This window comes from Actinomycetospora chlora, from assembly GCF_039542135.1.
Classification (GTDB): Bacteria; Actinomycetota; Actinomycetes; order Mycobacteriales; family Pseudonocardiaceae; genus Actinomycetospora; species Actinomycetospora chlora.
Genome location: NZ_BAABHO010000007.1, coordinates 58,548 through 81,361, shown reverse-complemented (window position 1 = coordinate 81,361; position 22,814 = coordinate 58,548). Strand labels below are relative to the sequence as shown.

Genomic DNA, 22,814 nt, shown 5'->3' with positions numbered 1-22,814 from the left:
CAAGGGTACCCGTCCGGCCGGGGCGGTCCGCACCCCGGGGTGCGGACCGCCGTCGTCAGGAAACGATCACGTCTCGTTCAGGACTGCGGCGGGCCGGCCGGCCGGGACGCGGCCCGGCGACGACGCGGCCGCGACGACCCGGCGCCGGTGGGCACCGAGGCGGCCGGCGTCTCCGGCCCGGGGGTGTCGTCCGACGCCTCGCCCGCCGTGCCGGCGGGCGTCACGAGGGCCTCGTGCTGGCCGTTGCCGTTGCCGTTCCCGGTGGACGGCACGGCGCCGATCGCGCCGGTGATGCGCGGGGCGGGCGCCGCGCCGTTGGTGTCCGGGGTGTGCTCGGCGACCTCGGCCTCGAGCGCCACCTCGGCCTCGACGGCGGCGTGGATCGTCTCCTCGACGCTCTCGTCGTCGGCCTCCTCGGCCGCGCCCTCGTCGTCACCGTCCGCAGCGCCGCTGGCCTCGGCCAGCCCCGCCTCGAGCTCGACCTCGGGCTCGTCGGCCTCGGGCACGGGCTCCGCGGCCGTCTCGGCGCTCGCCGCCGTGCCGGAGTCACCGGCGACGGCGGTGTCGACGGTGGTGTCCGCGACCTCGGCGGTCTCCAGCTCCTCGGCCTCCGCCACCTCGTCGGCGACGTCGTCGGCGTCCTTGCCGTTGCCCAGGCCGCTGGCGGCCGCGACCGTCGCCGGCGAACCGCCCTCGGAGCGCTCGCCGCGCCGCCCGCGACGGCCCCGACGGCTCGAGCCGCCCGAACCGCCGGACGCCTGGCCCTGGCCGTTCCCGGACGCGCCCCCGTTCCCGCCGGAGCCGTTCGACGGCGCGGGCTCGTGGCCCATCACCGGCTCGGTGGAGACGATGACGCCGCGGCCGCGGCAGTGCTCGCAGGTGGTGGAGAACTCGTCGAGCAGGCCCTGGCCCACGCGCTTGCGGGTCATCTGCACGAGGCCCAGCGAGGTGACCTCCGAGACCTGGTGCCGCGTGCGGTCACGCCCGAGGCACTCGGTGAGCCGCCGCAGCACGAGGTCGCGGTTCGACTCGAGCACCATGTCGATGAAGTCGATGACGATCATGCCGCCGATGTCGCGCAGCCGGAGCTGGCGGACGATCTCCTCCGCGGCCTCGAGGTTGTTGCGGGTGACCGTCTCCTCGAGGTTGCCGCCGGACCCCGTGAACTTGCCGGTGTTGACGTCGACCACCGTCATGGCCTCGGTGCGGTCGATCACCAGCGTGCCGCCCGAGGGCAGCCAGACCTTGCGGTCCAGGGCCTTGATCAGCTGCTCGTCGATGCGGTGCGCGGTGAACACGTCCTCCGGTCCGGTGTGGCGCGTCAGGCGCCCGGCGAGCTCGGGGGCGACGTGCGACACGTACCCCTCGAGCGTCTCCCACGCCCGCTCGCCGGAGACGACGAGCGAGGAGAAGTCCTCGTTGAACATGTCGCGCACGACGCGGATGAGGAGGTCGGGCTCCTCGTAGACCAGCGTCGGGCCCTTGGTGCTCTTGTTGTCCGAGGCCGACTTCTCGATGGCCTCCCACTGCGCGGTGAGGCGGCGGACGTCGCGCTCGAGGTCGGACTCGCTGACGCCCTCCGCGGCCGTCCGGATGATCACCCCGGACTCGTCGGGGACGATCCGCTTGAGGATCTCCTTGAGCCGCTTGCGCTCGGTGTCGGGCAGCTTGCGGCTGATGCCGGTCGCGCCGCCGGCGGGGACGAACACGAGGAAGCGCCCGGGCAGGCTGATCTGCGTGGTGAGGCGGGCGCCCTTGTGGCCGACCGGGTCCTTCGTGACCTGGACCAGCACCTGGTCGCCGCTCGACAGCGCCTGCTCGATCTTGCGCTGCTTGCCCTCGAGGCCCGACGCGTCCCAGTTGACCTCGCCGGCGTAGAGCACGGCGTTGCGGCCGCGCCCGATGTCGACGAACGCGGCCTCCATCGACGGGAGCACGTTCTGCACCCGGCCGAGGTAGACGTTGCCGACCATGGAGTTCTGGCCGTCGCCGGCGACGAAGTGCTCGACCAGCACCCCGTCCTCGAGCACCCCGATCTGGCTGCGGCCGGCCTGCTGGCGCACCACCATCGTGCGCTCGACGGCCTCGCGCCGGGCGAGGAACTCCGACTCCGACAGGATCGCCGGACGCCGGCGGCCGGACTCGCGCCCGTCGCGGCGGCGCTGGCGCTTCGCCTCGAGCCGCGTCGAGCCCTTGACGCCCTTGACCTCGTCGTTGGACGACCGGCCGCCCTCGGGCCGCTCGACCCGGTCGCGGACGTGCGTGACGGTGTTGGGCGGGTCGGCACCCTCGGTGTCGCCCGCGTCCCCGTCGCCCTCGGACTCCGACGAGCGGCGGCGACGCCGGCGGCGGCGCCGCGACGTGCCGGACGACGACTCGGCGTCGTCGTCGCCCTCGCCGTCGTCGCCGTCCTGCTCCTCGGTGTCCTGCTCGTCCTTGGCATCGTCGGTGCCGCCGTCCGTGCCGCCGTCCGCGACGTCGTCGGACGCGGACTCGCCGCCGGACTCGGCGTCGGCGTCCTCGCTGCCCCCGCGGCCGCGACCACGGCCGCGACGGCCGCGACGGCGGCGCCGGCGCGAGCCGTCGTCCTCGTCACCGTCGTCGGCGGACTCGACGTCCGGGCCGGTGTCGGTGGTGGTGTCGGTGGTGTCGGGGGTGGTGTCGCCGGTCGCCGCCGGTGCCGAGATCGGCTCCGCGGCGACGCTCTCCTCGGCGTCGGCGGCGAGGTCGCCGGTGGCCTCGGTCTCGGTCGTCTCCCCCGGGGTGACGACGCCGGTCGAGCGGCTGCCGCGGCGGCGCCGGGAGCGCGTCGGCACGGCGTCGGCCCCGGTGGCGTCCGGGGCGAGGAACATCGGCGCCGCGAAGGCGGGCGCCGCGGCCGGTGCGGCCGGTGCGGCCGGTGCTGCCGGCGCGGTCGTGGCCGGGTCGGATCCCGTCGACTCCGGGGCCGACTCCGGGGCCGGCTCCGGGGCCGGGAGCGGCTCGGCGACCGGGGCGTCCGGCAGCGGGAACAGGTCGTCGACGACCCGGGCGACGACCTCACGGTCGACGCTGGACTGCGCGCTGCGCGCCGGGACGCCGAGCTTGGCGAGCACGGCGAGCACCTCGCGGCTCGACGAGCCCACGACGCGGGCCAGGGCGTGCACCCGCACCTTGTCCGGCAGCGCGGCCAGGGCCGCGTCGTCGGGGCGTCCGGGTGCGACGGGGACCCCCGCGGCGGTGGGTCCGCCGGAGGGGGTGTCGGTGTCGGTCATCCATCTCCTCCGCCCCCGGGCGCGACACGGGGGTCGCGGCCACACGGGGACCTGTACGTGGTCTCGCCGAGGCGGACGTCGGGGACGACCGCCGACTGCGGCACGGTCCGGCGGTGCGGGCCGGTGGGCCCGGGGTGCCGTCGGGTCGTGCGGTGCGCCGCCGTGGCAGCACCGAGGCCGACCGGGTCCGTCCGGGGGCTACGCGGTGGGGGCCGCGCGGTCCGCCAGGAGCGGATCGATCAGCTCCCCGCGCTCGTCGAGCCGGCCCTGCGCCCACCGGGTGGCCCTGACGGGCTCCGGGAACTCGAGGCCGGCGACGTCGCGGAGGGCACTGCACACGTCGTCGGGTCGTGCGGCCGGCGTGGTGTGCCGTACGACCGCTGTCAGTCTCCCACACGTCGCGGCCGGTGCACGGTCCTGCCGGTCCGCGTCCTGTGGTTCGTCCGTCCGGGTGAGCGTGAGCCCCGGTTCGGCGACGGCCGCTCGTACGTCGAGCGGCCGGGGACCGTTCTTGGTGACGCGCTCCACCACCACCTCGGGGGCCGCGAGGAACGCCTCGATCGCCGGCGCCAGGCGCTCGTCGGGCACACCCGGGGTCTCGATCAGCCACGCGCTGGCGTCGATGCGGTCGGCGAGCGCGCCCGGGCCGGCCACGACGACCTCGATCACCGCGAGGCCCGCGGGCAGCGCGGCGTCGACCTCGCGGGCCACGAGCTCCGGGTCGAGGTGCTCGGTGACGCCGATCTCGAGGTACTCGGCCTCGCTCGCCGCGCCGGTCGGCGCCGCACCGATCCACGACAGGCGCGGATGGGGGCTGAAGCCGTGCGACAGGGCGACCGGCACCCCCGCCCGGCGCAGCGTCCACTCCATCGTCCGCGCGACGTCCCGGTGGGAGCTGAAGCGCGCCCGCCCACGCTTGGCGTAGCGCATCCGCAGCTTCGCCACCGTCGGCGCCGACGGGTGCGGCGCCTCCCCGGCCTTCGCCGTCCTGCTGGTCGCCATCAGGGTCCTCCGGTGGTCAGGACCACCATGTCGTCGCCGGCCGGGACGAACCCGGCCGCACGGTAGAAGGCCGCCCCCGCCGGGGACGGCCGCAGCACCAGCCGCACCAGACCGCGGTCGCGGGCGTGGGCGACGGCGGCGCCGAGCAGCTTGCGGGGCACCCCGCGGGGCGCGGCCCCGAGCGCGACGAGGCTGCCGACGTAGCCCCACCGCTCCCCCGGCCGCCCGGGCGCGGGCATCGCGGCGACCTCGGCGACGTCGAGCGAGCCGACGACCCGCCAGTCGCCCTCGGTGATGACCTCGGCCACCCAGACGACGTGGTGCGACAGCTCCGCGCGCCACCACGTCGCGAACCCGTGCTCGAAGCCCGGGTCGCTGCCGGGCGTCACGCGCCCGCGCTGCTCGAGCCAGGCCCGGCGCAGGGCGGCGACGGCGTCACCGTCCGGCTCGCCGGCCCGGCGGACGCGGACCTCCAGGGCGGGCGACGCCGCGCTCACGGCCTCACGCGCCCCGATCGCCCGTGAGGGCGGGGTTGCGGACGGGCGTCGACGAGCGCTCCCCCACCGGCGTGATCGACAGCGGCACGCTCCCCGGAGGCGCCATCTGGATCTCGGTGCCCATGGTCGGGCACACGCCGCAGTCGAAGCACGGCGTCCAGCGGCAGTCGTCCTGCTCCTCGGCGGCCAGCGCATCCTGCCAGTCGTCCCACAGCCAGCCCCGGTCGAGCCCGGAGTCGAGGTGGTCCCACGGCAGGATCTCGTGCTCGCCGCGCTCCCGGGTGGTGAACCAGGCGACGTCGACCCCGGCGCGCTCGGCGGCGGCCATCCACCGCTCGTAGGAGAAGTACTCGCTCCAGCCGTCGAACTGCTGGCCGTCGCGCCACGCCTGCTCGATGACGCGCCCGACGCGGCGGTCACCGCGGCTGAGCAGGCCCTCGACCAGGCTGGGCTCGCCGTCGTGGTAGCGCAGGCCGATGTTGCGGCCGAGGCTGCGGTCGCTGTTGATGGCCTCGCGGAGCTTGCGCAGCCGGGCGTCCACCACCTCGGGCGCGGTCTGGGCGGCCCACTGGAACGGCGTGTGCGGCTTGGGCACGAACGCGCCGATCGACACCGTCGCCCGCACGTCGCCGCGGCCCGCGGCCTTGCGCCCGGCGCGGATGACCTCGTGGGCCATGTGCGCGATCTGCAGCACGTCCTCGTCGGTCTCGGTGGGCAGACCGCACATGAAGTAGAGCTTGACCTGGCGCCAGCCGTGCTCGTAGGCGGTGCCGACGGTCGCGATGAGCTCCTCCTCGGAGACCATCTTGTTGATCACCTTGCGCAGGCGCTCGGAGCCGCCCTCGGGCGCGAAGGTGAGACCGGACCGGCGCCCCGACCGCGTCAGCTCCTCGGCGAGGGTGACGTTGAACGCGTCGACGCGCGTGCTGGGCAGACTCAGCCCGGTGCCCGTGCCCTCGTAGCGGTCGGCGAGGCCCTTGGCGATCTCGCCGATGCCGGAGTGGTCGGCGCTCGAGAGCGAGAGCAGGCCGACCTCGTGGTAGCCCGAGCTCTTGAGGCCCTGCTCGACCATCTCGCCCACGCCCTGCGGCGACCGCTCGCGCACCGGGCGGGTGATCATGCCGGCCTGGCAGAAGCGGCACCCCCGGGTGCAGCCCCGGAAGATCTCGACGCTCATCCGCTCGTGGACGGTCTCGGCCATCGGCACCAGCGGCTGCTTCGGGTAGGGCCAGTCGTCGAGGTCGCTGGTGGTGCGCTTGTGCACGCGGGCGGGGGCGGCGTCGCTGGTCGGCGTCACCGCCGCGATCGCGCCGTCCTCGCCGTAGGTGACGTCGTAGAGGCTCGGCACGTAGACGCCGGGGACGGCGGCGAGGCGCTCGAGGACCTCGCGCCGGCGCCACCCCTGCGTCGCCTTCACCACGTCGGTGATCTCGCCGACGACCTCCTCACCGTCGCCCAGGGCGACGATGTCGACGAAGTCGGCGATCGGCTCGGGGTTGAACGCCGCGTGCCCGCCGGCGAGGACCAGCGGGTGGCCGTCGCCGCGGTCGGCGGCGTGGAGCGGGATGCCCGCGAGGTCGAGGATCGAGAGCAGGTTGGTGTAGCCGAGCTCGGTGGCGAAGCTGACGCCGAGCACGTCGAACGCCCCGACCGGGCGGTGGCCGTCGACGGTGAACTGCGGGACCCCGTGCTCGCGCATCAGCGCGGCGAGGTCCGGCCACACGGCGTACGTGCGCTCGGCGAGCGCGTCGTCCCGCTCGTTGAGGACCTCGTAGAGGATCATCAGGCCCTGGTTGGGCAGACCCACCTCGTAAGCGTCGGGGTAGCAGAGCGCCCAGTGGACCGGCACCGAGTCCCACGGCTTGGTCCCCGCGTTGCGCTCGCCACCCACGTACTGCACCGGCTTGCGGACCCGGGGCAGCAGCGGTTCCAGGCTCTCGAACACGGACTCGACCACCGGCCCAGGGTAACGATCGCCGTCCCGGGGTCTCGCCACACGGCCCACCCGGCGAGGACCTAGCCGAACCAGAGCTTGATCTCGCGCTCGGCGGACTCGGGCGAGTCGGAGCCGTGCACGATGTTCGACCCGGTCTCGAGGGCGAGGTCGCCGCGGATCGAGCCCGGGACGGCCTTCTCGACGGGGTCGGTGCCGCCGGCGATCTGGCGGAAGGCGGCGATGGCGCGGGGGCCCTCGACGACCATCGCGGCCACGGGCGCCGAGGTGATGAACGTGATCAGGTCTTCGTAGAAGCCCTTGCCCTCGTGCTCGGCGTAGTGCTGCTCGGCGAGGCCGCGGTCGACGGACTTCAGCTCCAGCGACACGAGGCGCAGGCCCTTGCGCTCGATGCGCGACACGACCTCGCCGATCAGGCCGCGCTCCACGCCGTCGGGCTTGACCAGCACCAGGGTGCGCTCGTCCACGTCGTTCCCCTCTTGTTGCGACCAGCTGTCGACGCGAGGGTAACGAGGAGCTCAGCCCGGCCCGGCGCCCCACTGCGCCCGGCGCCGCAGCACCTCGTGGCGCATCCACAGCATCCCGGCCCACACGAGGCAGAACACGAGGCCGAAGACGCCCAGCGACGGCGACACCACCCAGCCCAGCAGCACGAGGACCTGCAGGGCCAGGGCCAGCGGCAGGGCCCACGGCTTCGAGAACCGGGCGATCGCGACGATCATCCCGAGCGTCACGACGACCACCCAGGTGATCTTGACCGCCGTCAGCCCGCCCTCGAGCTTGTCCATGATGATCAGCGAGAGCGGCAGCAGGAGGATCTCCATGCTCAGCGCGGCGCTCGCCGGCCCGCGGAACGCCTTCTTCGCGTCGGCCACGTAGTCGGTCACGACGGCTCCCGCCCCAGGAGCGTCCTCGCCTCGCCGGCGGCCACGACCGATCCCACGACGAGCACGCCCGCGCCGGCGACCGGGGTGTCCGGGTCGTCGGTCTCCTCGGCCAGACCGATCGCGGTCTCCAGCGCCGCGTCCATCCGGGTCTCGACGACGACGCGGTCGGCGCCGAAGTGGCCGACGGCGAGGCTGCCGAGCTCGTCGGGGTCCATCGCCCGCGGCGACGACACGGCGGTGACGACGACCTCGTCGAGCACCGGCTCGAGCGCGGCGAGGATGCCGCCGGCGTCCTTGTCGCCCATCACCGCGACGACCCCGACCAGCCGGCGGAACGAGAACTCCTCGCGCACGGCCGCGGCGGCGGCGCGGGCGCCGTGGGGGTTGTGCGCCGCGTCGACGACGACGGTGGGCGCCGCCCGCAGCCGCTCGAGCCGCCCGGGGACGCGGACCGAGGCGAAGGCGTCGCGGACTGCCTCGATGTCGAGCTTGCGCGACGCGCCGGCCCCGAAGAAGGCCTCGACGGTGGCCAGCGCGAGGGCCGCGTTCTTGGCCTGGTGCTCGCCGAACAGGGGCAGGTAGATGTCGTCGTACTCGCCCCCGAGCCCCTGCAGCCGCAGCTGCTGCCCGCCGACCGCGACCTCGCGGCCCAGCACGCCGAACTCCATGCCCGCGCGGGCGACCTCCGCCTCCACCTCGACCGCCCGCTCCAGCAGCACCTTCGCCGCCTCGGGCGCCTGCTCGGCCATGAGCGCCACCGCGCCCGGCTTGATGACGCCCGCCTTCTCCGCGGCGATCCCGCCGAGCTCCGGGCCCAGGTAGTTGACGTGGTCGATGTCGATCGGCGTGATCGCCGCGACGACGGCGTCGGCGACGTTGGTGGCGTCCCAGCTCCCGCCGAGGCCGACCTCGAGCACCGCGACGTCGACCGGCGCGTCGGCGAACGCGGCGAACGCCATCCCGGTGAGCACCTCGAACTTCGACAGCCGCGGGCCCCCACCGTGCGCCTCCTGGGCGCGGTCGACGATCCCGAGGAACGGCGCGACCTCCTGGTAGAGCTCGACGTAGCGCCGGGCGCTGATCGGGGCGCCGTCGATCGCGATCCGCTCGGTGACCCGCTGCAGGTGCGGACTGGTGTAGCGCCCGGTGCGCGGGCCGATGCGCGTGAGCAGCGCGTCGATCATCCGCGTCACCGAGCTCTTGCCGTTGGTGCCGGCGACGTGGATCGCCGGGTACGACCGCTGGGGGTCGCCGAGCACCTCGACGAGCGCGCGGATGCGCTCGAGGGACGGCTCGATGCGCGTCTCCGGCCAGCGCTGGTCGAGCTCGGCCTCCACCGCCCGCAGGGCCGCGAGCGACTCGGCGTCGTCGGGCTCGTGGCCGGGGGCCCCCTCGATCGCCCCGGTGGTGACGCCCTGGCTCAGGGCGTCGGCGAGCGCGCCCCCGCCGGGGCCGGACCCCGAGTCGTCGGCACCGCCCGCCATGGCGAGGAGCTGGGCCAGCTCGTCGGCGTCCGCGTCACCGGACGCGTCCTGATCAGCGGAGACGGAGCCCCAGCGGTCGTCAGTCATCACCCTCGATGTTACGGCGACAGGTCACCGCGGGCCCGCGCCGCCAACCGCTCTGCGAAGCCCTCCGCGAGCTCCCGCTCCCCCGGCCCGGCGCCCGCCGCCCGGCCCACCGCCAGCCCCAGCAGGTAGGCGCTGATCGGTGCGGCCGGGCGGGCGACGCCGTGCGCGACGTCGCGGGTCATGTCGAGCACGAGCGGCTCGACGACCGCGGGGTCGACGAGCTCGCCCAGCTCCTCGATCCCCAGCTCGAGGGCGACCTCGGTGATCCAGTCCGAGAGGGTGCTCAGAACAGCGCGCCGATCTTGCCGATCAGCGCGATCACGCCGTAGAGGAACGGGATCGTCACCCACAGCCAGGCGACGACGGTCAGGGCGGTGCGTCCGGCGGTCATCGGGAGACCTCCTCGTTGCGCTGGCTGGACGACTCGGTGGACGACGTGCCGACGCCCGCGCCCTCCACGCCCCCGCGCTCGGCGTCGGGGACGTAGTGCTTCGGGTCGACGGGACGGATGAGCTCGTTGGCCACGAACCCGACGGCCAGCAGACCGATCATGATCATGAACGAGACCGAGTACTTGCTCGGCCCCTGCTCGTCGCCCTGGGCGTCGACGATCGCGTTGACCACCAGCGGACCGAGCACGCCGGCCGCCGACCAGGCCGTGAGCAGCCGGCCGTGGATGGCGCCGACCTGGTAGGTGCCGAACAGGTCCTTGAGGTACGCGGGCACGGTGGCGAAGCCGGCGCCGTAGAACGACAGGATCAGCAGCGACGCGATGAGGAAGATGACCTTGTTGCCCTCGCCGAGGGTGAGGATCACCAGGTAGAGCAGGGCGCCGACGCCCAGGTACATCCGGTAGATGTTCTTGCGGCCGATGACGTCGGAGGCCGACGACCACACGAAGCGACCCAGCATGTTCGCCAGCGACAGGATCGACACGAACGCCCCCGCGGCTGCCGCGATCTGCGTCGTGGGTCCGGTGGTGGCGAAGAAGTCCTGGTAGATGGGGTTGGCGCGTTCGAGCAGACCGATCCCGGCCGTGACGTTGAAGCACAGCACGATCCACAGGAACCAGAACTGCGGCAGTCGCATGGCGGTCGAGACCGACACCGCCGGGCCGTGGCCCGTGCTGCCCGGCGAGGCCTGCAGCGGGTTGGGCGGCTGCCAGTCGTCCGCCGGCACGCGCACGAGCAGCCAGCCCAGCGACATGAAGACCGCGTAGCCGATCCCCATGACGAGGAACGTCATCGAGAAGCCGCCGTAGGACTTGCCGAACGTCGCGATGAGCGCGGTCTCGATCGGCGCGGCGATGAGGGCACCGCCGCCGAAGCCCATGATCGCGATGCCGGTGGCCATGCCGGGTCGGTCGGCGAACCACTTCATCAGCGTCGAGACCGGCGAGATGTAGCCGATGCCCAGGCCGATGCCGCCGAAGAACCCGTAGCCGACGACGACGAGCCAGTACTGGGAGAAGGCCATGCCCAGCGCGGAGATGAGGAACCCGCCGGAGAAGAAGACCGTCGAGACGAACATCGCCCAGCGGGGCCCCCGCTTCTCGACCTGCGTGCCGCCGAAGGCGGCCGACAGGCCGAGCATGACGATCGCCAGCTGAAACGGCAGCGCCGTCGCCGTGCCGGAGTAGCCGAGGTTGCCCGGCCCGGTGCCGAGCGCCGTCTTGATGTTGCTCCAGGCGTAGGCCTGGCCGATGCCCAGGTGGACCGCCAGGGCCGCGGGCGGGACGAGCCAGCGGCTCCATCCCGGTGGTGCGACGATGGCGGAACGATCGAAGAACCCGCCGGCCATCTTGGCCCCTTTCGCCGACTTCGTCCGGTAACGGCCTCGTTACCCGGTTGGGTGGTCGTCCACACGTCAACCACACATCGCGACGAACCGGGAGAGCCCATGGGACGCGTGACGGTGAAGCGCCCGGTGCTGCGCATCGAGGACGGCACGACGCGCCGCCGTCCGGACACGCTGGCGGCCGAGGAACCCCTGGAGATCCGCGTCGACGGCCGCTCGCTGGCGGTGACGATGCGCACCCCGGGGCACGACGTGGAGCTCACCCACGGCTTCCTGCTCACCGAGGGCGTCATCGGCCACCGCGAGGACGTGTCGACGGCCCGCTACTGCGACTCCGTCGACGACGCGGGCCGGAACACCTACAACGTCCTCGACGTCGCCCTCGCCCCCGGCGTGGCGCCGCCGGACGACTCGGTGGAGCGCCGCTTCTACACGACGTCGTCCTGCGGCGTCTGCGGCAAGGCGTCGCTGGACGCCGTGCGCACCAGGACCCGCTTCGCGCCCGGCGACGACCCGGTGACGCTCACGCCCGAGGTGCTTGCCGGCCTCCCCGACACCCTGCGCGCCGCCCAGGCCGTGTTCGACAGCACCGGCGGCCTGCACGCGGCCGGACTGTTCCGCGCCGACGGCACGCTGCTCGTCGCGCGCGAGGACGTCGGGCGCCACAACGCCGTCGACAAGGTGCTGGGGCACGCCTTGCTGGAGGACGCGATCCCGGCGGCCGGCACCGTGCTCATGGTGTCCGGGCGCGCGTCGTTCGAGCTGGCCCAGAAGGCCGTCATGGCCGGGGTGCCGGTGCTCGCCGCGGTGTCCGCGCCCTCCTCGCTCGCGGTCGAGATGGCGCGCGAGTCGGGCATGACGCTCGTCGGGTTCCTGCGCGGCACGTCGATGAACGTGTACGCCGGCACCGCCCGGATCGCGACCGGCTCGACGGGGGACGCGTCCCTCGTCGGCGCGGAGGCCACCTCCGGCTGACCGTGCCGGGGCACACTCCCCTCGGCGACGTACGGTGACCCCGGCACGCGACCGAGCGAGTGAGGAGGCCCCCCGTGCCCGCACGACCGACACGTCGGCAGGTCCTCCTCGGCGCCGCCGGGACGCTCGGGGTCGCGGGCGCCGTCGGGGTCGGCGGGCTGCTGGTCGGCCAGGAGGATCCCGCGCCGCCGCCGCAGCGCGTGCCGACGCCGACGCGCAGGGCGGCCCCGACCGACGCGGTCTCGACCCTGGAGTGGGTCGACTCCGCCGCCCGCGGGCGCGCCGTGCGGCTGGTCACCGTGCTCCCGCCAGGGGCCGAGCGCGAGGGCCTGCCCGTGTGCGTGGGCCTGCACGGGCTGCGGGGCACCGCCTCGTTCTGGGCCGACCCCGGCACCCGCGGCATCCTCGGCGACGCCTGGGCGCGCGGCGTGCCGCGGTTCGCGCTCGTCGGCCTCGACGGCGGCGACAACTACTGGCACCCCTACCGGGCGAGCGACGACCCGATGCGCATGCTGCTCGACGAGTTGCCGGTGTGGATGCAGCAGCGCGGGCTGGGCAGCAGGCCCCTGCCCGGCGACCTGCCCGGCGACCCGGCGCTGGTCACCGGCATCTCGATGGGCGGGGCGGGCGCGCTGATGTACGCCCGGGCACGTACGCGGACGGGACGCCCGCTGCGGGCGGCCACGGCCGTGAGCCCGGGGCTGTTCACCGACTGGCGGGTGGCCTCCCGCCGCCCGTTCGCCGGGGAGGCCGACTGGGCCGCCAACGACCCGCTGCGCTTCTACCCCGAGCTCGGCGGCCTGCCCACGGCTGTCTGGTGCGGCGACCGTGACCCCTTCGTCGACGCGACCCGCCGCTTCCTCGCGCTCGCGCGCCCGGAGGTGGGCCGGATCAGCCCCGGGCGCCACGACGGCGTGTACTACGCCAGCGTGCTCCCGGACGTCATGGCGTTCCTCGGCCGGCACAGCCGGGACGGGGCGCCCACGACGGGGCGGCGCCGCCTCCGCTGAGCGGCGCCGCAGGGCCTCAGGCCGACTTGTCCCGGCGCTCCCGCCGCGAGGGCTGCCGCGGGACGATCGTCGGGTTGACGTTCTCCTTGACCGTCTGCTCCGTGACCACGACCTTGGCGACGTCGTCACGACCCGGGATGTCGTACATGACCGGGTTGAGCACCTCTTCCATGATCGCGCGCAGGCCACGGGCCCCCGTGCCGCGCAGGATCGCGAGGTCGGCGATCGCCTCGAGGGCCTCCGGCGCGAACTCGAGCTCGACGCCGTCCATCTCGAAGAGCTTCTGGTACTGCTTCACCAGCGCGTTGCGCGGCTCGGTGAGGATCTGCACGAGGCTCGGCTGGTCGAGGTTCGACACCGAGGCGACGATCGGCACGCGGCCGATGAACTCGGGGATGAGCCCGAACTTGATGAGGTCCTCGGGCAGGGTGTCGCCGAACGACTCGGCGGACTCCATCTCGGCCTTCGAGCGGATGTCGGCGCCGAAGCCGAGGCCGCCCTTGCCCACCCGCTCGGCGATGATCTTCTCGAGGCCCGCGAAGGCCCCGGCCACGATGAACAGCACGTTCGTCGTGTCGATCTGGATGAACTCCTGGTGCGGGTGCTTGCGCCCGCCCTGCGGGGGCACCGACGCCGTCGTGCCCTCGAGGATCTTCAGGAGGGCCTGCTGGACGCCCTCGCCGGAGACGTCGCGCGTGATCGACGGGTTCTCCGACTTCCGCGCGATCTTGTCGACCTCGTCGATGTAGATGATGCCGGTCTCGGCGCGCTTGACGTCGTAGTCGGCGGCCTGGATCAGCTTCAGCAGGATGTTCTCGACGTCCTCGCCCACGTAGCCGGCCTCGGTGAGGGCCGTGGCGTCCGCGATGGCGAACGGGACGTTGAGCAGCTTGGCGAGGGTCTGCGCGAGGTAGGTCTTGCCGCAGCCCGTGGGGCCGAGCATGAGGATGTTCGACTTGGCCAGCTCGACGGTGTCGTCGTTCCGGGAGCTCTCCCGGTTCTTCTCGCCGGCCTGCACCCGCTTGTAGTGGTTGTAGACCGCGACCGACAGCGTCTTCTTGGTGTCGTCCTGACCGATGACGTACTGGTCGAGGAAGTCGTGGATCTCGGTCGGCTTCGGGAGCTCGTCGAGCTTGACCTCGCCGGCCTCGGCGAGCTCCTCCTCGATGATCTCGTTGCAGAGGTCGATGCACTCATCGCAGATGTACACGCCCGGCCCGGCGATGAGCTTCTTGACCTGCTTCTGGCTCTTCCCGCAGAAGGAGCACTTCAGCAGGTCCCCGCCGTCACCGATGCGTGCCATCGCAGCAGACCTCGTGTCCCTCCGGCGCACCCGGGTCGGTGCGCTCATCGTGGTCGACCGTACCTGTCCACCCCACCGGACGGGGAGGTTCGGCACGGTCCCGTATGTCGTGGATCGTGCAGGTCATCGGGTACGCGACGACGGGTGCCGCCCCGGACCCCGCGGCGTGCCCGCGACGGGCGGTCGACCCGCTGCGCCGGGGTGCGCCGCACCGGCGGTCCCGCCCCGGGGCGTGCCCGGGGCGGGGAGCCGGATCAGCGGTTGGCGGAGAGCTTGCGGCTCGCCACGACGTCGTCGATGAGGCCGTAGTCCTTGGCCTCGGCGGCGGTCAGGATCTTGTCGCGCTCGACGTCCTGGCGGATCTGCTCGGCGCTGCGGTTGGTGTGCCGCGCGAGCGTCTCCTCCATGAGGCGGCGCATGCGCGAGATCTCCGCGGCCTGGATCTCCAGGTCGGACACCTGGCCGTAGAAGCCCTCGGTGGCCGGCTGGTGGATCATCACGCGGGCGTTCGGCACGGCGAGGCGCTTGCCGGGGGCACCGGCGCCGAGGATCACCGCGGCGGCCGACGCGGCCTGCCCGAGGCAGACCGTCGCGATGTCGGGCCGCACGTACTGCATGGTGTCGTAGATCGCCATGAGCGCCGTGAACGAGCCGCCGGGCGAGTTGATGTACATCGTGATGTCGCGGTCCGGGTCGTTCGACTCCAGGAACAGCAGCTGCGCCATCACGTCGTTCGCCGACGCGTCGTCGATCTGCACCCCGAGGAAGATGATCCTTTCCTCGAAGAGCTTGTTGTAGGGGTTCGACTCCTTGACGCCGTAGCTGGTGCGTTCGACGAAGGAGGGGAGGATGTAGCGCGCCTGCGGCGAGGCCGGAGCCGTGCCGCCGGGCACGTGGAGCTCACTCATGTGCTCTGTCTCCTGTCAGGAACTCTGGCCGTTGCCGTTGCTGCTCGGCTGGTCCGACGACCGCGTCACCACGTGGTCGATGAAGCCGTACTCGAGGGCCTCCTGCGCCGAGAACCAGCGGTCGCGGTCGGAGTCCTCGGTGATGCGCTCGAAGCTCTGTCCCGTGTGCTCGGAGATCAGCTCGGCCATCTCGCGCTTGAGCTTGCGCATCGACTCGGCGCGGATCGTGATGTCCGATTCGGTGCCGCCGAGGCCGCCCGAGGGCTGGTGCATCATGATCTGCGCGTGCGGCAGCGCGAGGCGCTTGCCCCGGGCGCCGGCCGAGAGCAGGAACTGCCCCATGGACGCGGCGAGGCCCATCGCGACGGTCGACACGTCGGGCTCGATCCACTGCATCGTGTCGAAGATGGCCATGCCCGCGGACACGGAGCCACCCGGCGAGTTGATGTACAGCGTGATGTCGGACTTGGGGTCCTCGGCGGAGAGCAGGAGCAGCTGCGCCGAGATCTGGTTGGCGATCGTGTCGTTGACCTCCTGACCCAGGACGACGATGCGCTCCCGCAGGAGCCGCTCGTAGACCGAGTCGTTGAGGGTCATCGATCCCCCGGCGGAGCGCATGACCGCCCCGGCGGGGATGGAGAGGTGCTGGCTCACCTGTGTCCCTGCTTTCTCTGCTGAGGTGATCGGTCGGGCGTCGGTCGGGCCGTCCGACCTCGACAGTAACCACCGGGCGGTGTCCGGCAGTCCGTCGACGGGCCGTGTTCGCTCCTGGCCGAGCGACCCGGGATCCGCGGTACCGACGGCGTCAGGCGCGGGTGGTCGAGTCGGGCGCCCCGACGACCTCGGTGTCCGCGCCGGGCTCGGCCTCCACCTGCGAGCTGGGGGACTCGGGGTCGCTCGCGTCGGAGTCGGCGTCCGCGACCTGGGTCGCAGTCGAGTCGGAGGGGTCGGTGGGGCCGGCGGCCGCGTCGGCACCCTCGGCGGTCGCGTCCTCGAGGGCCTCGTCGATCGTCTCGCCCTCGACGTCCCCGGCGGTGCCGAAGAGCTCCGAGAGGTCGACCTCGGCGCCGTCGGGGCCGGTGATGGTGGCCGACTGGACGACCGTCGCGAGCGCCTTGCCGCGCCGCACGTCGGCGAAGACCGCGCCGAGCTGGTTGGCCTGCTGCGCCTGCTGGATGTACTCCTCGGGGCTCACCCCGAAGCGCTGGGCCTGCATCATGATGCGTTCCATGAGCTCCTGCTGCTCGACCTGGACGCCCGCGTCGTCGGCGATCCGGTCCAGGAGCAGCTGGGTCTTCACGGCCTGCTCGGCGTTGGTGCGCAGCTCGGTGTCGAACTCCTCGCGGGTCTGACCCTGCGACTCGACGTACTGCGTGAGCTTCTGCTCGTCGTGGTCGAACTCGTGGACGGCCTCGTGGGCGCGGACCTCGACCTCGGACTGCACGACCGACTCCGGCAGCGGCACGTCGGCCGCCTCGAGCAGGGCCTCGAGCACGCGGTCGCGCGCCTGGCTGCCCTGCTCCATCTTCTTGACGCGCGCGTAGCGGGTGCGCAGGTCGTCCTTGAGCTCGTCGAGCGTGTCGAACTCGCTGGCGAGCTGGGCGAACTCGTCGTCGGCCTCGGGGAGCTGGCGCTCCTTGACCGTCTGCACGGTGACCGACACCTCGGCGTCCTCGCCGGCGTGGTCGCCCGCCACGAGCTTCGTCGTGAACTGCTTGGTCTCGCCCGCGGTCATGCCCTCGAGCGCCTCGTCGAGCCCCTCGATGAGCTGGCCCGAGCCGACCTCGTGGGACATGCCCGTGGTCTGGGCCTCCTCGATGGCCTCGCCGTCGACGGTGGCCGAGAGGTCGATGACCACGAAGTCGCCGCTCTGCACGGGGCGGTCGACGCCGGTGAGCGTGCCGAAGCGCGCCTGCAGGCCCTTGAGCTGCTCGTCGACGTCGTCGTCGGTGACCTCGGCGGCGTCGACCTCGACCGCGATCGACGAGTAGTCCGGCACCGTGAACTCGGGGCGGACGTCGACCTCGGCGGTGAAGGCGAGCTTGTCGCCGTCCTCGATCTCGGTGACCTCGATGTCGGGCTGGCCGAGCGGCTGGACCTCCGCCTCGGAGACGGCCTCGCCGTACTTCGCGGGGACGGCCTCGTTGACGACCTCCTCGAGCACGACCCCCCGTCCGAGGCGCTGGTCGAGGATGCGCGCGGGCGCCTTGCCGGGCCGGAAGCCCGGGATGCGCACCTGCTTCGCGATCTTCTTGTAGGCCCGGTCGAAGTTGGGCTTGAGCTCGTCGAAGGGCACCTCGACGGCGAGTTTGACGCGCGTCGGCGACAGGTGCTCGACGGTGGACTTCACTGGTCGTCTCTCCTCGGGGCAGGGCGCTCGTGCTGTGACCCGGGCCGTGACCCCTGGGGGCGACGACGGGTCGGTCCGTGGCGTGACGCGGGAGGCCGCCCTCACCGCTCACGGTCGAGGAGCACCGGATGGCCGGTGCCTGCACCTGCTGACGCGCCCGCCCGGGCGTGGCGGCGAGTCTAGACGTGACCCCCGACCGCGCGCCGCCGCGCCCGTCCGGCGCGCGTGGTGCCCACCCCTCCGAGGTGCCGCCGCGGCGACTGGCACCGTGGGGGGACATCCACCCCGCAGCTCCCCGCGGGGTCCGAGAGGAGGGAACGGTGACCCGGATGAAGAAGACCCGTGGCGTCATCGAGCGGGCGCTCGAGACCTTCGAGCTCATCGCCGGCTACGGCACCAAGCGCCGCAGGCGCGGCCGGCGCTGAGGATGTGAGCGAGAGGACGGCGGACTGCTCCCGGTGCCTGGCGCTGTGCTGCGTCGGGCCCGGGTTCGCCGCGTCGGCCGACTTCGCGATCGACAAGCCGGCCCGCACGCCCTGCCCGCACCTGCGATCCGACTCCGGGTGCGGCATCCACGACCGTCTCCGCGACCGCGGCTTCCCGGGCTGCGTGGTGTTCGACTGCTTCGGCGCCGGCCAGCAGGTCGTGCAGGTGACCTTCGGCGGGGCGACGCGCCGCGAGGACGGGATGTTGGACGCCCTCGCGGTGCTCCACCCGCTGCACGAGGTGCTCGCCCTGCTCGACGAAGCCGTCCGGTCCCCCGCGGTGCGCGACGACGCGGTGGCGCTCTCGGCCCACGTCGAGGAGCTCGTCGCGCGGGACGCCGACGGCCTCGCCGCGGTCGACGTCGACACGGTGCGGCGGGCGGCCGGGGCGGTGTTCGACGACCTCGTGCTCGCGGCCCAGGCCGGCGACCCGGGCGAGGACCTGCGCAGCGCCGACCTCCTCGGCGCCGACCTGCGCCGCCGCGACCTGCGCGCCGCCCGCCTGCGCGGCGCGCTGCTCGTCGGGGCGGACCTGCGCGGCGCCGACCTCGACGGGGCCGAGCTGCTCGGCGCCGACCTCCGCGGCGCCGACGTGCGCGGGGCGCGCCTCGCCGGCGCGCTGCTGCTCACCGCCCCGCAGCTGACGGCCGCGACCGGCGACGCGGCCACCACCGTGCCGGCGCACCTGCCCCGGCCGGCGCACTGGCCTGCCCTACCGTCACCGCGGTGATGCTGCGGTGACCCTGCGCTCGATCGCGCTGTTCGTGCTGGCCGCCGTGCTGGAGATCGGTGGCGCGTGGCTGGTGTGGCAGGCGCTGCGCGAGGGCCGGGCGTGGTGGTTCGCCGCCCTGGGCGTGCTCGCGCTCGGGTGCTACGGCTTCGTCGCCGCGTTCCAGCCCGACGCCGCCTTCGGCCGCGTGCTCGCCGCGTACGGCGGGGTGTTCGTCGCCGGGTCGCTGCTCTGGGGCGTCCTGCTCGACGGCTACCGGCCCGACCGCTACGACGTCCTCGGCGCGGTCGTCTGCCTGGCCGGCGTGGGCGTGATCATGTACGCGCCGCGTTGAGCCGGGCGTCGAGCTCGTCGAGGTCGGCGACGAACCAGAGCTCGCGGCCCCGGTTCGCCTCGCGCACCCAGTCGGCCACCGGTCCCGACGTCGCCCCGAGCGTCCCGACGACGACCAGGCGCAGCCGGTAGTTGACGAACTTCTGCACCACCGCGCCCGCGACACCGCTGGCCAGCTGCGCGAACGCCGGGTCGAGGCGGGAGGCCGGGATCGCGACGACCTCGGCGCCGTCTCCGAGGGCCTGACCGACGACGTCGAGCACGGCCTCGTCGCCGGCGATGGCGGGTCCCGTGGCGTCGAGGACCAGGACCCGGACGCCGTGGCGGTCGGTCGTCTGCGCGCTCACGCCCCGAGCAGACCACGCACGTCCAGTGGATTGGTCGCGGCCCTGCCGGTGAAGAGCCACCTGTCACGGCAGGGCCGCCGGGCGGCTGCTCACGTGAACCGCAGGGCCCCATCGTGCCTGGTCACGGCGTGCGGTCCCGCAAGGGGTCCCCGCTACATCGTCGGGGCCTCCGGGTCGTCCTCGTCGCCCACGAAGTGGATGTCGAAGGGCTTGTTCGTGATGAACAGGAACGTGACGTCCTGGTCCTGCGTCGCGCCGTGCTGCATCACGCCGCCCTCGGGGAACCAGACGAAGCTGCCCGCGGGGTAGTCGCCCTGGTGGGTGTTCAGCACGCCCTCGAGCACGTAGACGCCGTGCGCGCAGGGGTGGCTGTGCCAGGGGTTGGTGAAGCCCGCGCGGTACACCATCTTGAGCACGGTCATGCCCGTCTCCGGGTCCTCGACCAGCGGCACGTGCTCGAGGTTCGCCCCGATGTAGGCGACGGGGAAGCCCTGCCAGGCCGCCGTCGTGGTGTCGACGACGGTGAGCTCGACGGGCGTGCTGGGGGTGGTCACGGGAGGCCTCCGGCGCTCGGGGGTGAACGGCGCCCGCCTCGCCGCGGGCCGTGCGGTCACCCTCCTGCGGGCACCGCACCGACCGCAAGAAGTCGGTCAGGCCAGGTCGCTCCCCCGCTCGGCCAGCGCCTCGCGCAGCAGGCGGACCGCCTTCGGGCCGACGCCGTGCAGGGCGAGCAGGTCGGCGCCCGGCACGCCCTCGAGCTGCCCGAGCCTCGTGTAGCCGGCCGCGTGCAGCGCCCTCGTGGCGGGCCGCCCGACCTCACGGGGCAGGTCGCCCTCCTCGTCAGCCACGGAGGGTCGCCACCGCCCAGGCCATCGCGCGGTCCACCACGGCCCGGGCCTCGGCGTCGTACGGCTGGACCTCGAAGCCGTGCCCGGCGTGGTCGATCACCAGGATCTCCAGCCCGGCACCCGCCTCGTCCGCAGCGGCGACGAAGGCGTCCTGCGTGTCCCGGGCGGGCTCGATCTCCGTCCCGACCCGCACGAGCAGCGTCGGCAGTGCTGGGTGCTTCCCGACGGCCTCGACGGCGTCGAAGCGCGGGACGTCGCCCGTCCAGCCCGGTGGCGGGGCGAGGATCGGGTAGGTCCAGGCGATCCCGCGCAGCCAGGGCGGCGGGTCGCGCAGCCACGCCGCGGCGATCGCCCCGCCGCCGCTGAAGAACCACAGCAGCAGGCGATCGGCGTCGACGACCGGGAGCTCGCGCGTTCGGGCCACGGCGGCGGCGACGTCGTCGGCAGCCTGGGGGTAGTGCTCGCCGCTGTGGAGGTGGTGGTCGAACGTGATGCCGATGAGCCCGGCCGCCGCGGCGAGGGCGCCGTAGCCGCGGAAGACGTCGGTGTTCCGCGGGCTGTGGCCCGGCGGGATCGGGCCGCCGTGCACGAACACGACCGCGGGGCGCGGCCTGGTCGCGTCCTCCGCGACGTGGACGTCGAGGAGGTCCTCCCGGGTGCACCGGGCCGGTGGGACGTCGTGGAAGAAGGTCGGCGCCACGACGACATCCCTACCGTTCGCGCCACATCACGGCGAGCACCACGCCGAGGAGCGCCAGCACGACGATCCCGGCGATCGAGTGGTAGCCGAACCGCGACGCCTCGTCGCGGAACCGCTCCTGGGTGACCAGGGCCAGGAACACGGCGCCCATGACCGCGGCGGCTCCGCCCAGCACGGCGACGATCGTCGTGGCCGCGTTGCGGGCGCGGTCCAGCCCGATGCGCTCGAGCGCCACCGAGTAGAAGACGACCGTGGCGGCGAGGGCGCAGACGCCGACGAAGCCGAACGCGTTGAGCGCGACCAGCAGGTCCCCCGCGACGAGGCCGACGACCGCGGCCAGCGCCGCCGTCGTCCCGAGGACCAGCGCGGCGCCCCGCGCGAGGATCCTCATCAGGGGCGGCATCACGACACCGAAGATAGGAGCGCGGCGTGCGCACGGCCGCGCGACCGGGCACCGTCACACCGTGGTCGCCGGAGTGCCTCAGCCCGGCGCGCCGTAGACCTGCCGGAAGGTCCGCTTGATCGGGGCTCCCCGGTCGGCTGGAACACGGCGCCGAGGACCTCGCCCGGAGGGTCACGGTCGGGGTGGCCGGATTCGAACCGACGGCCCCTCGCTCCCAAAGCGAGTGCGCTACCAAGCTGCGCCACACCCCGTGGTCGGGAGTCTAGGGGCGGGGCGCCGGGACCGCGGAGGCGCCGCTGCCTCCCGGCCCGTGTCGCGGTGGACCGCGTCGGGGCTAGTCCAGCCCGCGGACGATGTGGTCGTCCTCGACGACCTCGTCCACGACCTCGTGCGCGATGTTCATCTCCGGCTCCTTCCTCGCTGGCGTCCGACGTCCCCAGGATGGCGAGAAGTAGATACCTACCGGGGCGTACTCGTAGGACGTCACTCTCGACGGATCGTTCCAGTCGATCGGTCAAGACCCGGACGAGTGAGGAGCGAGCGCGGCCGCCGGGGCCACCGACCGGGGCGCGAGAGGGCCATCCGCTACGGTGGTCGCGGGCCGTGCGGCCCGCCGCGGGCGTAGCTCAATGGTAGAGCCCCAGTCTTCCAAACTGGCTACGCGGGTTCGATTCCCGTCGCCCGCTCTAGGCCAGCACCGCAGGTCAGGCGGTGCGTCCGGCACGGCTGCAGGCGCCCCGCGACCTCCGAAGGCGCCGCGCCGTGCGATAAGCGTGCGATTGCGCTCGCCCCCCTCCCGCCGGCCACAAGCCCTGCAAGCGTGGCGCTGCGCCTGCAACCCAGGGTCCTGCTCTCAACCTCAACTCGGTCCTCTCTGTCCGATTCGAGCCCGGCGGGGGACCGGGGCCTAGATCATGGACTGACTTGAGGCGTTCACCGGAGGGTGGCCCGAGCAATCGGAGAACCGTGCTAGGACCCCTTCCTTCAATCCAATCTGCGACCGCCGCGCCACACTATGTAACTACCCGATTGTCGCGATCGAGAGCCAAATCTTGGAATCACTTGACCTGAAGTATTCCACAGGCGATGCTCCGCTTCGGGGGGCGATTCCATGAACCATGAGGATAACTCTGCGAAGTCGGCTGACGACACCAAGCACGCACGCAGAAGGCGCGTAGGAGGTGTCGCCCTCGCCGTTGCTGGCGTTGCTGGCGTACTCGCACTTGCGGTCTACTTGATCAGCGCACCGTACGCGTCGAACGCCTCGACTGCTCTCACTACCTGCCCCATCGGTGAAGTCTCCGGCGCATATGGTCAGTGCACTCCAAGCGGCCTGTTGGGGACGTGCGCCCTGGGCCGAACCAACGTGAACGGGGTCTGCCAGAACACCAACTACTGCCCACCCGGGCAGACCAACCAGGGCGGAATCTGCCGCAATACCAACTACTGCCCACCCGGGC

24 protein-coding genes and 2 tRNA genes are annotated in these 22,814 nt (G+C 73.2%); 5 read left to right on the top strand and 21 right to left on the bottom strand.

The window, feature by feature from the left end; translation table 11 throughout:
* Nucleotides 1-77: 77 nt before the first annotated feature.
* The 10 genes from ABD994_RS06365 to ABD994_RS06325 all read right to left on the bottom strand — a co-directional run bounded on the left by ABD994_RS06365 (nt 78) and on the right by ABD994_RS06325 (nt 10,965).
* A complete protein-coding gene (locus tag ABD994_RS06365) occupies nt 78-3,254 on the bottom strand; it encodes a translation initiation factor IF-2 N-terminal domain-containing protein (RefSeq protein WP_345411926.1) in 3,177 nt (1,058 codons plus the stop codon).
* A 198-nt stretch (nt 3,255-3,452) separates the two neighbouring features.
* Nucleotides 3,453-4,256, bottom strand: a complete 804-nt coding sequence (locus ABD994_RS06360) for a TIGR03936 family radical SAM-associated protein (protein WP_345411924.1) — start codon at nt 4,254-4,256, stop codon at nt 3,453-3,455.
* Nucleotides 4,256-4,753, bottom strand: a complete 498-nt coding sequence (locus ABD994_RS06355; RefSeq protein ID WP_345411922.1) for a GNAT family N-acetyltransferase — start codon at nt 4,751-4,753, stop codon at nt 4,256-4,258. Before ABD994_RS06355 ends, ABD994_RS06360 begins: the two co-directional genes overlap by 1 nt.
* Before the next feature lie 4 nt (nt 4,754-4,757).
* Nucleotides 4,758-6,710, bottom strand: a complete 1,953-nt coding sequence (locus ABD994_RS06350; protein ID WP_345411920.1) for a TIGR03960 family B12-binding radical SAM protein — start codon at nt 6,708-6,710, stop codon at nt 4,758-4,760.
* A 59-nt stretch (nt 6,711-6,769) separates the two neighbouring features.
* Nucleotides 6,770-7,174, bottom strand: coding sequence for a nucleoside-diphosphate kinase (ndk, locus tag ABD994_RS06345; RefSeq protein ID WP_345411918.1), 405 nt, complete (start codon nt 7,172-7,174; stop codon nt 6,770-6,772).
* A 51-nt stretch (nt 7,175-7,225) separates the two neighbouring features.
* A complete protein-coding gene (locus ABD994_RS06340) occupies nt 7,226-7,594 on the bottom strand; it encodes a DUF4233 domain-containing protein (protein ID WP_345411916.1) in 369 nt (122 codons plus the stop codon).
* Entirely contained in the window at nt 7,591-9,165 is a 1,575-nt protein-coding gene (folC, locus tag ABD994_RS06335; RefSeq protein ID WP_425550031.1) for a bifunctional tetrahydrofolate synthase/dihydrofolate synthase, read from the bottom strand. Before folC ends, ABD994_RS06340 begins: the two co-directional genes overlap by 4 nt.
* Before the next feature lie 11 nt (nt 9,166-9,176).
* Nucleotides 9,177-9,452 (bottom strand): DUF6457 domain-containing protein, encoded by a 276-nt coding sequence (locus ABD994_RS06330; protein WP_345412111.1) that lies wholly within the window; start codon nt 9,450-9,452, stop codon nt 9,177-9,179.
* Complete coding sequence (locus ABD994_RS31650; protein WP_425550030.1) at nt 9,449-9,556, bottom strand: MFS transporter small subunit; 108 nt, start codon at nt 9,554-9,556, stop codon at nt 9,449-9,451. Before ABD994_RS31650 ends, ABD994_RS06330 begins: the two co-directional genes overlap by 4 nt.
* Nucleotides 9,553-10,965, bottom strand: a complete 1,413-nt coding sequence (locus ABD994_RS06325) for an OFA family MFS transporter (protein WP_345411914.1) — start codon at nt 10,963-10,965, stop codon at nt 9,553-9,555. The genes ABD994_RS31650 and ABD994_RS06325 overlap by 4 nt, the downstream gene beginning before the upstream one ends.
* Before the next feature lie 99 nt (nt 10,966-11,064).
* On the opposite strand from ABD994_RS06325, the gene fdhD reads away from it, so the two are divergent.
* Together fdhD and ABD994_RS06315 are read left to right on the top strand one after the other, a co-directional pair.
* Nucleotides 11,065-11,937, top strand: a complete 873-nt coding sequence (gene fdhD / locus ABD994_RS06320; protein WP_345411912.1) for a formate dehydrogenase accessory sulfurtransferase FdhD — start codon at nt 11,065-11,067, stop codon at nt 11,935-11,937.
* A 74-nt stretch (nt 11,938-12,011) separates the two neighbouring features.
* A complete protein-coding gene (locus ABD994_RS06315) occupies nt 12,012-12,947 on the top strand; it encodes an alpha/beta hydrolase (protein ID WP_345411910.1) in 936 nt (311 codons plus the stop codon).
* A gap of 16 nt (nt 12,948-12,963) precedes the next feature.
* On the opposite strand, the gene clpX is transcribed toward ABD994_RS06315, so the two are convergent.
* From clpX to tig, 4 genes are all read right to left on the bottom strand, one after another.
* Nucleotides 12,964-14,250, bottom strand: a complete 1,287-nt coding sequence (gene clpX, locus ABD994_RS06310) for an ATP-dependent Clp protease ATP-binding subunit ClpX (RefSeq protein ID WP_345412109.1) — start codon at nt 14,248-14,250, stop codon at nt 12,964-12,966.
* A gap of 254 nt (nt 14,251-14,504) precedes the next feature.
* Nucleotides 14,505-15,158 (bottom strand): ATP-dependent Clp protease proteolytic subunit, encoded by a 654-nt coding sequence (locus ABD994_RS06305; protein ID WP_345411908.1) that lies wholly within the window; start codon nt 15,156-15,158, stop codon nt 14,505-14,507.
* A gap of 15 nt (nt 15,159-15,173) precedes the next feature.
* The gene (locus ABD994_RS06300) at nt 15,174-15,776 is read right to left on the bottom strand and encodes an ATP-dependent Clp protease proteolytic subunit (RefSeq protein ID WP_345412106.1); all 603 of its coding nucleotides are present in this window, start codon (nt 15,774-15,776) and stop codon (nt 15,174-15,176) included.
* Between the two features lie 187 nt (nt 15,777-15,963).
* A complete protein-coding gene (gene tig / locus ABD994_RS06295; RefSeq protein ID WP_345411905.1) occupies nt 15,964-17,508 on the bottom strand; it encodes a trigger factor in 1,545 nt (514 codons plus the stop codon).
* A gap of 429 nt (nt 17,509-17,937) precedes the next feature.
* Here tig and ABD994_RS06290 point away from each other — a divergent pair, with 429 nt between their 5' ends.
* Both ABD994_RS06290 and ABD994_RS06285 read left to right on the top strand, forming a co-directional pair.
* On the top strand, nt 17,938-18,723 hold the full coding sequence (locus tag ABD994_RS06290; RefSeq protein ID WP_345411903.1) for a pentapeptide repeat-containing protein: 786 nt from the start codon (nt 17,938-17,940) through the stop codon (nt 18,721-18,723).
* A 7-nt stretch (nt 18,724-18,730) separates the two neighbouring features.
* Nucleotides 18,731-19,057 (top strand): YnfA family protein, encoded by a 327-nt coding sequence (locus ABD994_RS06285; protein ID WP_345411901.1) that lies wholly within the window; start codon nt 18,731-18,733, stop codon nt 19,055-19,057.
* Here the strand turns inward: ABD994_RS06285 and ABD994_RS06280 are convergent.
* The 7 genes from ABD994_RS06280 to ABD994_RS06250 form a co-directional block, all read right to left on the bottom strand.
* The gene (locus ABD994_RS06280) at nt 19,038-19,403 is read right to left on the bottom strand and encodes a DUF4180 domain-containing protein (protein ID WP_345411899.1); all 366 of its coding nucleotides are present in this window, start codon (nt 19,401-19,403) and stop codon (nt 19,038-19,040) included. The two genes, ABD994_RS06285 and ABD994_RS06280, sit on opposite strands and share 20 nt — an antisense overlap.
* Before the next feature lie 152 nt (nt 19,404-19,555).
* Nucleotides 19,556-19,957 carry a cupin domain-containing protein gene (locus tag ABD994_RS06275; protein WP_345411897.1) on the bottom strand — a complete coding sequence of 134 codons (402 nt, stop codon included), beginning with the start codon at nt 19,955-19,957 and terminating at the stop codon, nt 19,556-19,558.
* A gap of 96 nt (nt 19,958-20,053) precedes the next feature.
* Nucleotides 20,054-20,251, bottom strand: a complete 198-nt coding sequence (locus ABD994_RS06270; protein ID WP_345411895.1) for a helix-hairpin-helix domain-containing protein — start codon at nt 20,249-20,251, stop codon at nt 20,054-20,056.
* A complete protein-coding gene (locus ABD994_RS06265) occupies nt 20,244-20,951 on the bottom strand; it encodes an alpha/beta hydrolase family protein (protein WP_345411893.1) in 708 nt (235 codons plus the stop codon). Before ABD994_RS06265 ends, ABD994_RS06270 begins: the two co-directional genes overlap by 8 nt.
* 10 nt (nt 20,952-20,961) lie before the next feature.
* Nucleotides 20,962-21,357, bottom strand: a complete 396-nt coding sequence (locus ABD994_RS06260; RefSeq protein WP_345411891.1) for a hypothetical protein — start codon at nt 21,355-21,357, stop codon at nt 20,962-20,964.
* A 174-nt stretch (nt 21,358-21,531) separates the two neighbouring features.
* Nucleotides 21,532-21,605, bottom strand: a tRNA-Pro gene (locus tag ABD994_RS06255).
* An 83-nt stretch (nt 21,606-21,688) separates the two neighbouring features.
* Nucleotides 21,689-21,841: a hypothetical protein gene (locus ABD994_RS06250; protein ID WP_345411889.1), complete on the bottom strand. Its 153-nt coding sequence runs from the start codon at nt 21,839-21,841 to the stop codon at nt 21,689-21,691.
* Nucleotides 21,842-21,969: 128 nt separating this feature from the next.
* On the opposite strand from ABD994_RS06250, the gene ABD994_RS06245 reads away from it, so the two are divergent.
* Nucleotides 21,970-22,040, top strand: a tRNA-Gly gene (locus tag ABD994_RS06245).
* The last annotated feature ends 774 nt before the right edge of the window (nt 22,041-22,814 follow it).

Coding starts and splice junctions, on each gene's coding strand:
- ABD994_RS06365 (WP_345411926.1), bottom strand. CDS start 3,254: ATGACCGACACCGACACCCCCTCCGGCGGACCCACCGCCGCGGGGGTC.
- ABD994_RS06360 (WP_345411924.1), bottom strand. CDS start 4,256: ATGGCGACCAGCAGGACGGCGAAGGCCGGGGAGGCGCCGCACCCGTCG.
- folC (WP_425550031.1), bottom strand. CDS start 9,165: ATGACTGACGACCGCTGGGGCTCCGTCTCCGCTGATCAGGACGCGTCC.
- ABD994_RS31650 (WP_425550030.1), bottom strand. CDS start 9,556: ATGACCGCCGGACGCACCGCCCTGACCGTCGTCGCCTGGCTGTGGGTG.
- ABD994_RS06325 (WP_345411914.1), bottom strand. CDS start 10,965: ATGGCCGGCGGGTTCTTCGATCGTTCCGCCATCGTCGCACCACCGGGA.
- fdhD (WP_345411912.1), top strand. CDS start 11,065: ATGGGACGCGTGACGGTGAAGCGCCCGGTGCTGCGCATCGAGGACGGC.
- clpX (WP_345412109.1), bottom strand. CDS start 14,250: ATGGCACGCATCGGTGACGGCGGGGACCTGCTGAAGTGCTCCTTCTGC.
- ABD994_RS06305 (WP_345411908.1), bottom strand. CDS start 15,158: ATGAGTGAGCTCCACGTGCCCGGCGGCACGGCTCCGGCCTCGCCGCAG.
- ABD994_RS06300 (WP_345412106.1), bottom strand. CDS start 15,776: ATGCGCTCCGCCGGGGGATCGATGACCCTCAACGACTCGGTCTACGAG.